The organism is Citrobacter youngae (assembly GCF_003818115.1).
GTDB classification, from domain to species: domain Bacteria; phylum Pseudomonadota; class Gammaproteobacteria; order Enterobacterales; family Enterobacteriaceae; genus Citrobacter; species Citrobacter youngae.
The window spans coordinates 229,599-243,431 of record NZ_RPOI01000010.1; the positions used below are offsets into that span (position 1 = coordinate 229,599).

Consider the following 13,833-nt stretch of genomic DNA (forward strand, 5'->3'; position numbering starts at 1 on the left):
CCACGAACGATTACGACTGAATAAAGTCGAGTAGATCGGCGTTGATCTGCTGTTTATGGGTGGTGCAAATACCGTGAGACCCTCCGGCATACACCTTCAACTGTGCATCTGGTAGGATTTCTGCCGCAACCTTGCCGCAGGTTTCAAACGGGACAATCTGATCGTCGTCACCGTGGATCACCAGCGTCGGGATGGTCATTTTTTTGAGATCCTCACGCAGGTCAGTTTCTGAAAACGCGTGGATACAGTCATATAACGCTTTGATGGAACCTTGTAAGCCCTGTTCAACAAAGCTTTCGCGGACCGACTTCGACTCCTTTGCGCCCGGTCGATTGTAGCCATAGAATGCGGCCGTCAACTCATAGAAAAAGGCGGCACGATCGTTCACAACCCCTTCACGGATGCCATCGAATACCTCTTTCGGCACGCCATTTGGATTAAAGTCGGTCTTGATCATAATGGGCGTCACCGCGCCAATTAACACCGCTTTTGCCACCCTCTGCGTCCCATGGCGGCCAATATAACGAGCCACTTCCCCACCGCCGGTAGAGTGTCCGACATGGACGGCATCTTTAAGATTGAGATGCGCGGTAAGTTCAGCCAGATCGTCAGCATACTGATCCATATTGTGACCATCCCAGGGTTGGGCCGAACGCCCATGCCCACGCCTGTCATGGGCGATCACACGAAATCCTTTCGACCCGAGGAACAACATCTGATCCTCAAACGCATCTGCCGTCAGCGGCCAACCATGGCTGAACACAATGGGCTGGCCGCTTCCCCAGTCTTTGAAATGCAAATAGCTGCCGTCTTTCAAGGTAAGTTTGTCGTACTGGCTCATGAGATCTCCTGTCGCGGAACACTGAGTTGTTTGACGCGCCCGCAGCGAGCGCTTAAAAAGCATAATGCAAATTGGAGAACGATCACGTTTTTCGGCTAAAATCACACCATACGCGTAATGCTTGTCAGTTAACGAACTAAAGGTAATGAACCTGTTGCCTCTGGTGTATTGTTCCGTTCACCTTATGTTTTTCACTTCTCTGAAACCATACTGCCTGTGAACGTGTTAAGGGTACTATCGCTGTACCCTTAACAATCCCGGCTCCCGGCGGGAAAATTGCCACTTCGTGGTTCCCTCCGATTATTCCTTCAGGCTTTCGGGCCGGGCGCGAGGTAGCGTCCCTGCAAAGCGCGCCCTGAGCCAGCATCCATGCAGGCTCTCCCGGCCTTACGGAAACACGTCGGCAATTTCCAGCCGGACCAGCTCACACCTGACCATCTACTTTTTTTGTTTAAACAGCAAAACAGATTGAGCTGGAAGTCAGAGCGTTGAAGCGATGACCCCGGTCCGGCTGAAAATCGATGAGGCGTTGACGGCTGACCGGGTCTGTCCGCAGGGATGCGGACAGAGGGGACGGCCTGCATGGACGTAGGCTCGGCCCCGACCCGACAGGCAGACGGCATAAGACGAATACATCGCGTAGCGACGATTTTCCCGCCGGGAGCCTGGGTTGCAAGGGAGGCGGCGGCGAGCCTCCCTTGCCCGTTCACGGGGGCTGTGCCGCAGAAAAGTGATGACGCTGAAGTGAACGGAACCCTGAGCCGGAATCACATGTTCCCTATAATGCTTAACTGGCTGACATTACACCATACGCGACAATATTGATGATTTGCCTGAATGTGAACTAAATCACTTCAAACATGGGGTAAGTCTCAGTATCATCATAAAAGCTAAACCCTTGCCGCCTGACGGTGAGGGTTTTCTTTTGGGATTATTTACCTGCGCACCCGCAGTATCGACGACATGGAGTAATAAATGTCCAGACCAACTATCATCATTAACGACCTCGATGCGGAACGCATTGACCGCCTGTTGGAGCAACCTGCGTTTGCTGGTTTACCGATTGCCGACGCCCTTAACGCCGAGCTGGATCGTGCCCAAATGTGTTCTCCAGAAACCATGCCGCACGATGTCGTGACCATGAACAGCCGCGTGAAATTCCGCAATCTGAGTGATGGCGAAGTCCGTGTGCGTACCCTGGTGTATCCGGCCACTATGACTGACAGCAGCACACAGCTTTCGGTAATGGCACCTGTCGGCGCTGCACTTTTGGGGCTGCGCGTGGGTGATACCATTCACTGGGAACTGCCAGGCGGGACCTCAACGCACCTCGAAGTTATTGAGCTTGAGTACCAGCCTGAAGCTGCAGGCGACTACCTGCGCTAACTCTGTCTTATCAAAGCCACTCGCTTTATCTTACAGGGGATGCATCCGCATCCTCTTTCCGGTTAGATCCCCCTGCTCCTCGCTTTCTTTCCTGTTCGCAAAACATAAATCTGTGTCGTGACTGACAGAATCATTTTTAATACTATGCTGTTATGTGTTCATGTAATGACAAGGAGAATGTTTATGTACAACACAATCATAATGCCTGTTGATGTATTCGAAATGGAACTGAGCGACAAGGCTATTCGCCATGCAGAATTTCTGGCCCAGGATAAAGGGGTTATCCATCTGCTGCATGTGCTGCCAGGCTCAGCGAGCCTAAGTCTGCACCGCTTTGCGGCTGACGTTCGTCGTTTTGAAGAGCATCTGCAACACGAAGCGGAAACCCGTCTGCAAACGATGGTCGGTCACTTCAGCATCGATCCTTCCCGTATTAAGCAACACGTCCGCTTTGGCAGCGTCCGTGACGTGGTCAACGAGTTAGGTGAAGAGTTGAATGCAGATGTGGTGGTCATTGGGTCGCGTAACCCATCAATCAGCACCCATCTGCTCGGCTCAAACGCTTCCAGCGTTGTTCGCCACGCGACTTTGCCAGTGCTGGTTGTTCGTTAACCGCCACTGATTCGCTAAAGAAAACCCCTGCCAGGTTAACGCCTGACAGGGGTTTTTATTACCCCACGATCAATACAAATGACCGATATTCACGATGGTGCTGACCGTATCGCCAAAGAAGTCAGACGACTCAGGAATATGCCAACAAACAGCAGGACAAAGAGCGCTTTTGCACTACGCTCGCCCTGGCGGCTGAGCACAAAGGCCACCGCCAGACACACCAGACTTGCGAGATAAAGCGGCGACGTCAGCCAGGCATGCGCCGTCATCTGCATGATGGTGCCGCCGCTTAGCCAGATAACAGGCGCGGCAATCATGACCGCCATACACACAACAATCCCCTGGCGCAATGCGGCAACGGCAGGCGCGAGGTTAAGCAGCGGAATCGCCGCGCAGCCCATCACCCACACCGTAATGAAAAACAGCAGCATCGTCAGACCGTTGGCGATCGCCACCATTGCCGGTGCAGCATAGGTCATCCCCTGTACCGCCACCAGCGCGATCCCGAGAACAGAAGCCAGAACCGCCGGCACTTTATGCCCTTTTGCCAAAAACGTCACGCCCACCGCCGCGCCGTATAACGTTGCGCCGAGAATTTCACGGCTGAGCCAGGCGTGCTGCAGGTTGATCAGGGCGTTGTAGGCGCGATCCGGATGCGCAAGGTGCAATACCGCCGCCACGGAAGCCGCCGCCAGAACCAGCCCGCTAACCAACCAGTACAGGCGTTTGCTTTCCAGTTTTCCTTGCAACGCGCGCAGCGTCAGAATGAGCGTTATACCGACCGACATCTGACTCAGTACGGTAAAAATGACCAGAGGAAGTTCATACTTTTCCATTACTTGCCCTCCGGCTGCTTCGGCTGACGCGCGAGGATAAAACGCGTGCCTGGATTAAGCTGCGGCATACGCGGGAATCCCGGCGGAAACTGCACCGCATTGTCAGGTATCGGATCGGCATCGAGGTCAATAAGCGTCAGTGCACCTACCGGACAGGCATTCACGCACGCTGGCTGCATGCCAACATCAAGACGCTCGTAGCACATGCTGCATTTTTCCGCCTTTTTCGTCTCTTCATTGAAACGAGGCGCACCGTATGGACAGTTGCGGATACAGTTTTTGCATCCAATACAGCGCTCCGGGTTATGCACCACGACACCATCTTCACGTTTGGTGTACGCCTCTACCGGACAAGCCGCCAGGCAGGCCGGGTTTTCGCAGTGGTTACAGGCCAGCGAATAGAACGCCCGCTCTTCATGCGGATAAATTTCTTTATCCAGCGGATAGACGTAGCGCCAGAAACGTTCAGGCTCCAGCTGGTTAAAACTTTTACACGCCATCGCACAGCCACGGCAGCCGATGCATTTATCGCTATTAACTAAAAACGCGCGTCTCATGCCGCTGCTCCTTTACTGATCAAAATGATATCCGCAAACTGACTGTGGATAGCCGCACCTGGCGCACCGGTTTTCATCAACCCCATATCGGCTGGGGTATCCGCCACCACGTTTTGAACGTTGTATTTCCGTTTCGGGAACCACGCCTCGTACATCACCAGGAAATCTTCCGGAACGTTAGCGGTCACCTTCGCACGCAGTTCTACTTCACCTACGGTGTTAAACACTTTCACCAGGTCGTTTTCGGCAATGCCTCTTTTTTCTGCGGAAATCGGATGCATATAGACAAACGGCTCCGGATAGAAGACCTGCATCCAGTCAAGGTTGATAAATTGGGAATGGATACCGAACTGCACATGCGGTGTAAACAGGTGGAATGGCAGCGTGCTTTTCGCCTCCGGTTTGTATTCCGGCAGCGCCGTATGGCCATTTTTCTCACACAGCTCAGATTTGAACTCAAACTTTCCAGAGGGCGTTTTAAACTTACGGTCATACCAGGCCGCAGAACTTGGCAGAATGGCTTTTTTCGGTCCTTCCAGCAAATCATCCCAGGAGGAAATACCAAACATTTTGGCCATCCCATCATTGAACTCCTGGTCCAGCCAACGCTTATGATCGAACTCCTGCGGGAATGTGCAAGAACCCGGCTCCAGCTTGTTGATTGTGCGGGAAAGTAAAACGGCGATTTCCAGATCGCATTTTGCCTCGTACATTGGCTTAATTGCAGGCTGGTTGATTGAGAGCCAGTAGTGCCAGTATGAGGCGTCTACGTTCCATTCTTCAAAAGCCGTGGTGACAGGCAAAACGATATCGGCATGCTGGACGGTTTCGTTAAAGAACTGATCGGCGCAGACCACCATTTCCAGTTTTTCGAATGCTTTTTCCATCTTGCTGCGATCAAAATCCTGAGCAAACGGGTTCTTACAGGCAACCCAAAGCATTCGGACAGGCGGCTCGTTGGCTTCCAGAATTCCTTTTGCGGTCTGGTTGATATTCAATGAGCGATCGGAATACTGTGCGACTTCCCCCGAAGAACCAAACTCGCTGGTAGTTCCCGCTGCACCTGGCATACCGATGGAGCCTACCGGTGGCTTTTGCAGCATGGCATTGTAGTTAAAGCCCCAGGTATGCAGGTGACCGTAGCGAGCGCCACCGCCCTCAATGCCAATATTGCCGGTCATTGCGACAAAGGCATCGATCGCCCGTACGTTAGCGCCGCCGTTAACATGACGCTGCATGCCGTAGCCAATCCACACGGTAGCAGGGTTAACCGCGGTAAATTCTTCCGCCAACTGGCGAATAACATCCGCCGACAGCCCGCAAATCTCAGACGCCCACTCTACGGTAACGCTGTTACGCAGATAGGCTTCGAATTCCGGGTAACCATGGGAATAGTTGTTGACGAAATCCTGATCAACCAATCCTTTGTCCACCAGGTGGCGTGCCATACCCAGCGCCAGAGCGCCATCTGATCCAGGGCGAACACGTAAATAGAGATCGGCTTTCGCAGCGGTCTGGGTTAACAGCGGATCGATAACGACCACTTTCGCCCCTTTCTCCCGCGCCTGGTAGATATACTTCATGGTGTGCATAGAGCACCAGGCCGGGTTAGCGCCCCAGATAATGATGTATTTTGCTTTCACAAAATCTTCCGGGTCGTTACACCACATATCACCCATATCGTAGTTCTGGGCATCGATACCGGCCGGCCAGCAAGGTGTTCCAGCAAAACGCGTGGTGTAACCCAGCGAAGACATCATCCCTTCAACCGCATAGTTCAATACCCCGAATTTGCCGGAATATTTGGTCATCGCCAGACCCAGCATTGAACCGTCTTTCTTTTTGATCTCCAGCATCTTGGTCGCAATGCGCTGCATTGCTTCGTCCCAGGAAATACGACGCCAGTTACCGCTACCGCGAACATCCTGAACCATCGGATATTTAATGCGGTCCGGACTGTATACCCTGCGTGGGTAGCTCAGTCCCTTCACACACGGAGTTCCATGCGTAAACGTTGATTCCGGTGCACCTTCGACAAAGGTGATGACGTCATCCTTCACCCAGGTTTTCAGGCTACAAGTGTCATAGCAGTTACGCGGACAGGCGTTACGATAGATTTTGTAGGTTTTAGGGTTAAAAGGAATGGGCGGTTGCGCCAATGCACAGCGTGAAGTCAGCAATCCCCCTGGCAGGGCTGCGACCGTGCCAAGGGCAATCAACCCTTTCAAAAATGAACGTCTGTTCAGAACTCCCGGTTCATTACTCATATTGATACTCTCGTTTTTAATTCATCAAGCCAAGAAGACAATCTTCCCGCTGCGTTTTTCAACGTGGCGGTTTGTGCATTTATATTTATTTTTTCTATATACTCGGGCACCCACAGCGCTATATACTCAGATGCATATCGAGTAAGGGTAACCTGGTATTCTGACGATGCTCTGGCATTAGCCGATAATAAAACCGCCAATTCCAATACGCAGGAAATATGATCATCCGGGATATTATTCACACTATTTATAGATAATCCTATATTTGCCATGAATTCCCGAATGCTCAGGGTTGATTTACCCATGACGAGGGCATCTTCTTCAAGATAAACCGAGGCAAACGGCGCGGCCTTTAGTTTCTGTGGTCCGACAAACAGCGCATTGAAGTCGTACTCCGCTTTCAGCCACTCCTGCTCTGTTAGCGACGCGGCATTTTTATCCAGGGCTGAATAAGCCCTTCTCAGTGTGGTACTGTCATAAGAGATAAAAAAATCACGCAACAATAACCCTGTCGATTCAAAGCTCGTCAGGGTTTCATATATTTCACCCATGAATTAACCAACCATTTATTCATACAACAAATAAAAACATAGTGCAGGCTAATATAATAAATGAAACCTTAACGCTTTCTTTGACCAAAGAAATGATCGGGCTAACTAAAATAATGTTTTATGCGGTTTATTGTTTCAAGAATTAACAATCTGTGAGAGGCGGAAATAAAAAACCGCCAGCGGGAAACTGGCGGTTTTGGCATTGCAGGTATGTCTTACTTTTTTTATGCTACTGTCGTGCGAATCAGATAATCAAACGCGCTCAATGATGCTTTGGCACCTTCGCCAGTCGCAATGATAATCTGCTTATAGGGTACGGTGGTGCAGTCACCGGCAGCGAAAACACCTTTCACGCTGGTTTCGCACTTGGCATCGATGATGATTTCACCCATGCGATTACGTTCAACGGCGCCTTCCAGCCAGTTGGTGTTCGGCAGCAGACCAATCTGTACAAAGATACCAGCCAGTTCCACATTGTGAACATCTCCGCTCACGCGGTCACGATACTCCAGGCCAGTGACCTTGCTGCCATCGCCTTTCACTTCTGTGGTTTGCGCATTCAGAATGATGTCGACATTTTTCAGACTGCGAAGCTTATTCTGCAGCACCTGGTCTGCCTTCATTTCCGGGGCAAATTCCAGCAACGTCACGTGCTCGACGATACCCGCCAGATCGATAGCCGCTTCAACACCCGAGTTACCGCCACCTATCACCGCGACACGCTTGCCTTTAAACAGCGGGCCATCACAGTGCGGACAGTAGGTTACGCCCTTGGTGCGATACTGATCTTCACCCGGAACATTCATGTTGCGCCATTTTGCACCGGTAGCAATGATGATGCTGCGTGCTTTCAACACCGCGCCGGAAGCCGTTTCAATCTGATGCAAACCACCTTCCTGAGCTGCCGGAACCAGTTTGCTCGCACTCTGGCTATCAATAACATCAACATCGTAATCATCAACATGTGCTTTCAGTGCGCCAGCCAGTTTCTGGCCTTCGGTTTTCGGTACAGAGATGTAGTTTTCGATATCAACGGTATCAAGAACCTGACCGCCAAAGCGTTCGCCCATCAGACCGGTGCGAATGCCTTTACGTGCAGAGTACACCGCTGCCGCCGCCCCCGCAGGACCCGAACCGACGATCAGCACATCGTAAGCATCACGCTTATTCAACTCTTCCGCTGCGCGCTTTTCTGCACCGGTATCCACTTTCGCTACGATTTCAGTCAGCGTCATACGACCCTGGCCGAACTCTTTGCCGTTCATATAGACCGCCGGAACGCCCATGACGTTACGATCGGTAATTTCGTTCTGGAATGTACCGCCATCAATCGCCGTATGCTTGATACGCGGGTTCAGCACGGACATCAGGTTCAGAGCTTGCACCACATCCGGGCAGTTATGGCAGGAAAGCGAATAATAGGTTTCAAACTCAAAGTCCCCGTCGAGGTCGCGGATCTGCTCCAGCAGTGACTGTGCCTCTTTTGACGGATGACCGCCTGTCCACAACAGCGCCAGAACCAGAGAGGTAAACTCATGCCCCAGCGGAGAACCGGCAAAGCGCGGCCCCTGGTGAGAACCAGGGTTGGTTATCAGAAACGATGGCTTACGTACGGCCAGAGTATTGTCTTCTTTAAAGGTGACTTTTTCTGACAGTTCAGCAATTTCAGTCAGCAGTTCCTTGATTTCTGCCGATTTAGCGCTGTCATCCAGCGTAGCAATCAGCTCAACAGGTTTGGTCAGTTTCTCAAGATAAGCCTTGAGCTGGGTTTTCATATTTGTGTCGAGCATTATTCTTCCCTCTCTGAAAACATCATCATGCAAGCCGAATTCGCGGGGCCGCATCAATGCAACTTGCGTCATGGTGCTGGAATGAAATGGGCGCGTCTGCGCCCATTGATTGCCGGGTGGCACTTCGTTTACCCGGCCTACGGTTTCGTAGGCCTATGCAAGCGCAGCGCCGCAAGGCAAAACAGACTTAGATCTTGCCGACCAGATCTAAAGATGGCGCTAAGGTCGCTTCGCCTTCTTTCCACTTAGCCGGGCAAACTTCACCTGGGTGGGAAGCGACATACTGTGCAGCTTTAATTTTGCGCAGCAGGTCAGACGCATCACGGCCGATACCTTCAGCGGTAACTTCGATTGCCTGGATGATACCCTGCGGGTCAACAACGAATGTTGCACGGTCAGCCAGACCTTCATCTTCACGCATATTGTCGAAGTTACGGGTCAGGGCGCCAGTCGGGTCGCCGATCATCGCATATTTGATTTTCGCGATGGTTTCAGAGCTGCTGTGCCATGCTTTGTGAGTAAAATGAGTGTCAGTAGAAACAGAGTAAACGTCCACACCCAGTTTCTGCAGTTCTTCGTAATGGTCAGCAACGTCGCCCAGCTCGGTCGGACATACGAACGTAAAATCAGCCGGGTAGAAGAAGAAGACACTCCAACGACCTTCGGTATCTTTCTCGGTTACTTCAATGAACTCACCGTTTTTGAACGCCTGGTTTTTGAAAGGTTTAATTTTGGTATTAATCAAAGACATCTGTACTTCCTCCGTGTTTTCGTTGAGGGATAAGTTAACGAAAATCATTGATAAGGGCTAATGCGTTTCCTTTATCAAATCAATAAGCGTTAACTAACAACCGACTCAACCGCATGGTGTAAACCCTATTCTAAAAGTAAAAAAGGCTCCCTTTGCAGGGAGCCTCATTACCCGAGTTACCCGCAAGTAACTTCAGTGCCAGCAGAACTGGCTATGTGTTGCGCTCTACATTACCTTAACCAAGGTCGTAACAGCGATTGGGATTACATCACCCAACTACCGAAAGGGCAATCGACAGACTGTCGTTCTTACCTATGTCTGCGATAGGTTTTGCAACTTAACTCCCTTTCCTTCTAATTTTATAAGGAAAATCAATGTTTAAACGTACATTACTCTTAGCTCTGCTCCCTGCTGTCGTCCACGCTGAAGAGCTTCCTGCCCCCGTGAAAGCGATTGAGAAACAGGGCATTACGATTCTGAAGTCGTTCGACGCCCCGGGAGGCATGAAAGGTTATCTGGGCAAATATCAGGACATGGGGGTCACTATCTATGTGACGCCTGATGGAAAACAGGCGATCTCCGGCTATATGTATAACGAGAAAGGTGAAAACCTGAGTAATGCGCTGATAGAAAAAGAGATCTATGCCCCTGCCGGGCGCGAGATGTGGCAACGCATGGAAAAAGCGTCGTGGATTCTGGATGGCAAAAAAGACGCGCCAGTTATTCTGTATGTGTTTGCCGATCCCTTCTGTCCCTATTGTAAACAGTTCTGGCAGCAGGCGCGCCCGTGGGTGGACGCCGGTAAAGTTCAACTGCGCACGTTGCTGGTTGGCGTAATAAAACCCGAAAGTCCGGCAACTGCTGCGGCCATTCTGGCAAGCAAGGACCCCGCTAAAACCTGGCACGACTATGAAGCCTCCGGCGGCAAAATGACGCTGGCGCTGCCAGCAAACCCGCCTGCCGAGCAAATGAAGACGCTGAATATCAACCAAAAACTAATGGACGATTTAGGCGCCAATGTCACGCCCGCCATTTATTACATGAGCAAAGATAATACCCTGCAACAGGCAGTAGGTTTGCCCGACAAAGAGAAGCTGGATATTATTATGGGAGCCAAATAAATATACACAACGAATGATTGATATTATTTTCATATCAATCATTCTTCTTTTCTATATCAATTAACCCGTTAGCACTTTTTACCGAAAAAATAACCCTGCCTGTGCTATTTTAAGTAGTAGTAAACTATTCATTAAGTTTTACATGTATATGAAACGATAATGCATTACAACTTATACATAACAAAATGAAATATTTCACAACTAAACTAAAACAGGAATTAGCGTATGGCTAACCTTTACGACCTCAAAAAATTCGATCTGAACCTGCTGGTTATTTTCGAGTGTATCTATCAGAATCTGAGCATAAGCAAAGCCGCCGAAACGCTGTTTATTACCCCCTCAGCCGTTAGCCAGTCGCTACAAAGGCTTCGCACCCAATTCAATGATCCTTTGTTTATTCGGGCAGGGAAAGGCATTACGCCTACCGTAACGGCGGTCAATCTACACCATCACCTTGAGAACAATCTCAACAGTCTGGAAGAAACAATAAATATCATGCACAGTTCCAGTCTGAAGAAAAAATTCGTCATTTACAGTCCGCAAATTATCAGCAATGTCTACATAAGTGAGTTAATTAAATCTATCAGGGAAGACAAATATGTTGAAATTGAACATCGTGATATTCTGATAACATCGAAAACCGCTGAAGACTTACTCGCCTACCGTAAAGCGGATGTTGTCATCACGACATCACCGATCGTTAACCGCTCAATTATATGCACCCCATTCAGGACAATTGAGACCGTATTGGTCTGTGGCAAAAACCACCCCAGAATAAATGAAAAAACAACGTTAAATGAAATATTGGAAGAACAGTTTTCGCGGTTTCTCTCTGACGATGCTGGTGTAAAAGAGTACCAGTCGGAAACAAATGCTTTTCTCGCCAATCGTAAAACCGGGTTCTCTAGTGATTCACTGATGTCAATTATCAACATTATATCCATTACAGATATCATTGGTTTCATTCCTAAACCAACCTTTGAATTATATTCATCATTATTCAATTTAAAGAAAATCAAAACAGATATTAAGCCACCATCAATGAATCTATTTTTAATGTACAACCGGGCCTCACTTAACAACAAAAACTTTGAGAATTCCATAGCAAAAAAAAAAAAAAAAACCGAAAAAAGCGACACATCAAAGAACTATACATAAACTAAATAAGAAAAATTTTTAAATACATTAAGTGAATGTATTTAAAGGTTGCACGCTTCGTAAATTGGCATATCTTATTCAAAGTATACATTAGAGATGTTACTCTTTTATTCTTTCAGTATGGACTTGCTATGTCTGTTTACAAAATCCCTCTGAGTCAGAGCGTGCTGGAAGCCGCTCAGGAACGCATTACCTGGACTTTGGAAACACTGCCTCGCGTGTGCGTTTCACTGTCTGGAGGGAAAGACTCCGGGCTCATGATGCATCTCACCGCCACTCTTGCACGCCAGTTACATAAAAAAATAAGCGTATTGTTTATTGACTGGGAAGCCCAGTTCTCTTGTACTATCGACTATGTTGAAGCGCTACGAGAACACTATTCTGACGTTATAGAACGTTTTTATTGGGTAGCAATACCGCTCACCACCCAAAATTCTCTCTCACAATTTCAACCGGAATGGCAGTGTTGGGAACCCAATACACAATGGGTGCGGCAACCACCAGCAGATGCGATTACCGATCCCAGTTTCTTTCATTTCTACCAACCCGGCATGACCTTTGAACAATTCGTTCGTGAGTTCGCTGACTGGTTTTCAGAAAAACGTCCTGCGGCAATGATGGTAGGCATCCGTGCCGACGAGTCATATAACCGTTTTGTCGCCATTGCCCATTCACGTAAGCAACGTTTTGCCGATGACAAACCGTGGACTACCGCCGCACCGGGAGGACACACCTGGTATATCTATCCGGTGTATGACTGGAAAACAGCCGATATATGGACATGGTTTGCGAAAACAAAAATGCCATGCAACCCCCTGTATAACCTGATGTACCAGGCTGGCGTGCCAACACGATATATGCGCATTTGCGAACCCTTTGGCCCGGAACAACGCCAGGGACTGTGGCTGTATCATGTTATTGAGCCACAGCGATGGGCAGCCATGTGCACCCGGGTTAGCGGCGTTAAAAGCGGCGGAATATACGCCGGTCATGACAACCATTTTTACGGCCACCGGAAAATATTAAAACCTGAGCATTTAAGCTGGCAAGCGTACGCCATGCTGCTATTAGACAGCATGCCGCAACAGACCGCAGAGCACTACCGCAACAAAATCGCCGTCTATTTACAGTGGTACAAGAAAAAAGGGATCGATAATATTCCTCAAACCCAGAAAAACGATATTGGTTCTAAAGATATCCCCTCATGGAGACGGATCTGCAAAGTACTGCTGAATAATGACTACTGGTGTCGGGCACTCTCATTCAGTCCCACAAAAATGAAAAACTATCAGCGTTATAACGAACGTATGAAAACCAAACGCCAGGAATGGGGGATCTTATGCAACGACGACTAACTCAGGAACTCACCGGTTTTCTTTCTGGCCTTTCAGAAGAAGAACGAATTGAAGCAATCAATGAATTCAGGATGGCAATCCATAGCGTCAGTCCTTTCCGTGATGAACCGGTAGACTGCGTTCTGTGGATCAAAAACAGCGCTATTTCGCCAAATGATTACAACCCAAATAACGTTGCGCCGCCGGAGAAAAAGCTACTGCTGAAATCCATTGAAGCCGATGGCTTCACACAACCGATCGTCGTGGTTCAATCAACCCCGGAAGAATATGAAATCGTCGACGGATTCCATCGACATGAAATCGGCAAAAACAAATCATCGCTAAAATCACGCCTGAAAGGTTATCTGCCCGTTGCCTGTCTGCAACGCGGGCGTCATGAGCGCATGGCGGCAACAATCCGCCACAATCGTGCCCGTGGGCGGCATCAAATCCATGCTATGTCGGAAATCGTTCGTGAATTATCACAATTAGGCTGGAGCGAAGAGAAAATCGGTAAAGAACTGGGAATGGATAGCGACGAAGTCTTACGTCTGAAGCAAATCAACGGTCTGCAAGAGTTATTTGCCGACCGTCGATTCTCCAAAGCCTGGACGGTGAAGTAACGAAAT

The 13,833-nt window shown here is 49.3% G+C and carries 12 protein-coding genes and 1 pseudogene; 6 read left to right on the forward strand and 7 right to left on the reverse strand.

The features are described from left to right. Positions 1 to 10: 10 nt before the first annotated feature. Entirely contained in the window at positions 11 to 841 is an 831-nt protein-coding gene (locus EHN13_RS09865; protein WP_124021312.1) for an alpha/beta fold hydrolase, read from the reverse strand. Positions 842 to 1,816: 975 nt separating this feature from the next. Between EHN13_RS09865 and rnk the strand changes: the two genes are divergently transcribed. Beyond that, positions 1,817 to 2,227 (forward strand): nucleoside diphosphate kinase regulator, encoded by a 411-nt coding sequence (gene rnk, locus EHN13_RS09875; protein ID WP_003022104.1) that lies wholly within the window; start codon positions 1,817 to 1,819, stop codon positions 2,225 to 2,227. A gap of 183 nt (positions 2,228 to 2,410) precedes the next feature. Further along, positions 2,411 to 2,839 (forward strand): universal stress protein UspG, encoded by a 429-nt coding sequence (gene uspG, locus EHN13_RS09880; RefSeq protein WP_003022101.1) that lies wholly within the window; start codon positions 2,411 to 2,413, stop codon positions 2,837 to 2,839. Between the two features lie 69 nt (positions 2,840 to 2,908). Here the strand turns inward: uspG and EHN13_RS09885 are convergent. The 6 genes and pseudogenes from EHN13_RS09885 to ahpC all read right to left on the reverse strand — a co-directional run bounded on the left by EHN13_RS09885 (position 2,909) and on the right by ahpC (position 9,591). Further along, positions 2,909 to 3,675 (reverse strand): annotated as a pseudogene (locus EHN13_RS09885) (dimethyl sulfoxide reductase anchor subunit family protein). Further along, complete coding sequence (locus EHN13_RS09890; protein WP_101742386.1) at positions 3,675 to 4,232, reverse strand: 4Fe-4S dicluster domain-containing protein; 558 nt, start codon at positions 4,230 to 4,232, stop codon at positions 3,675 to 3,677. The pseudogene EHN13_RS09885 and the gene EHN13_RS09890 overlap by 1 nt, the downstream one beginning before the upstream one ends. Beyond that, on the reverse strand, positions 4,229 to 6,499 hold the full coding sequence (locus tag EHN13_RS09895; RefSeq protein WP_124021313.1) for a molybdopterin-dependent oxidoreductase: 2,271 nt from the start codon (positions 6,497 to 6,499) through the stop codon (positions 4,229 to 4,231). The genes EHN13_RS09890 and EHN13_RS09895 overlap by 4 nt, the downstream gene beginning before the upstream one ends. Beyond that, a complete protein-coding gene (locus EHN13_RS09900) occupies positions 6,496 to 7,050 on the reverse strand; it encodes a TorD/DmsD family molecular chaperone (RefSeq protein WP_124021314.1) in 555 nt (184 codons plus the stop codon). The genes EHN13_RS09895 and EHN13_RS09900 overlap by 4 nt, the downstream gene beginning before the upstream one ends. A 224-nt stretch (positions 7,051 to 7,274) precedes the next feature. Then, a complete protein-coding gene (gene ahpF, locus EHN13_RS09905) occupies positions 7,275 to 8,840 on the reverse strand; it encodes an alkyl hydroperoxide reductase subunit F (protein WP_124021315.1) in 1,566 nt (521 codons plus the stop codon). A 187-nt stretch (positions 8,841 to 9,027) separates the two neighbouring features. Next, on the reverse strand, positions 9,028 to 9,591 hold the full coding sequence (ahpC, locus tag EHN13_RS09910; RefSeq protein ID WP_002894394.1) for an alkyl hydroperoxide reductase subunit C: 564 nt from the start codon (positions 9,589 to 9,591) through the stop codon (positions 9,028 to 9,030). Between the two features lie 374 nt (positions 9,592 to 9,965). Between ahpC and dsbG the strand changes: the two genes are divergently transcribed. The 4 genes from dsbG to EHN13_RS09930 all read left to right on the forward strand — a co-directional run bounded on the left by dsbG (position 9,966) and on the right by EHN13_RS09930 (position 13,827). Then, the gene (gene dsbG / locus EHN13_RS09915; RefSeq protein WP_124021316.1) at positions 9,966 to 10,712 is read left to right on the forward strand and encodes a thiol:disulfide interchange protein DsbG; all 747 of its coding nucleotides are present in this window, start codon (positions 9,966 to 9,968) and stop codon (positions 10,710 to 10,712) included. Positions 10,713 to 10,937: 225 nt separating this feature from the next. Continuing rightward, positions 10,938 to 11,870, forward strand: coding sequence for a DNA-binding transcriptional repressor CitR (gene citR, locus EHN13_RS09920; protein WP_124021317.1), 933 nt, complete (start codon positions 10,938 to 10,940; stop codon positions 11,868 to 11,870). A gap of 131 nt (positions 11,871 to 12,001) precedes the next feature. Then, entirely contained in the window at positions 12,002 to 13,225 is a 1,224-nt protein-coding gene (locus EHN13_RS09925; RefSeq protein ID WP_124021318.1) for a phosphoadenosine phosphosulfate reductase, read from the forward strand. Continuing rightward, complete coding sequence (locus EHN13_RS09930) at positions 13,210 to 13,827, forward strand: IbrB-like domain-containing protein (protein WP_124021319.1); 618 nt, start codon at positions 13,210 to 13,212, stop codon at positions 13,825 to 13,827. The genes EHN13_RS09925 and EHN13_RS09930 overlap by 16 nt, the downstream gene beginning before the upstream one ends. Positions 13,828 to 13,833: the final 6 nt, after the last annotated feature.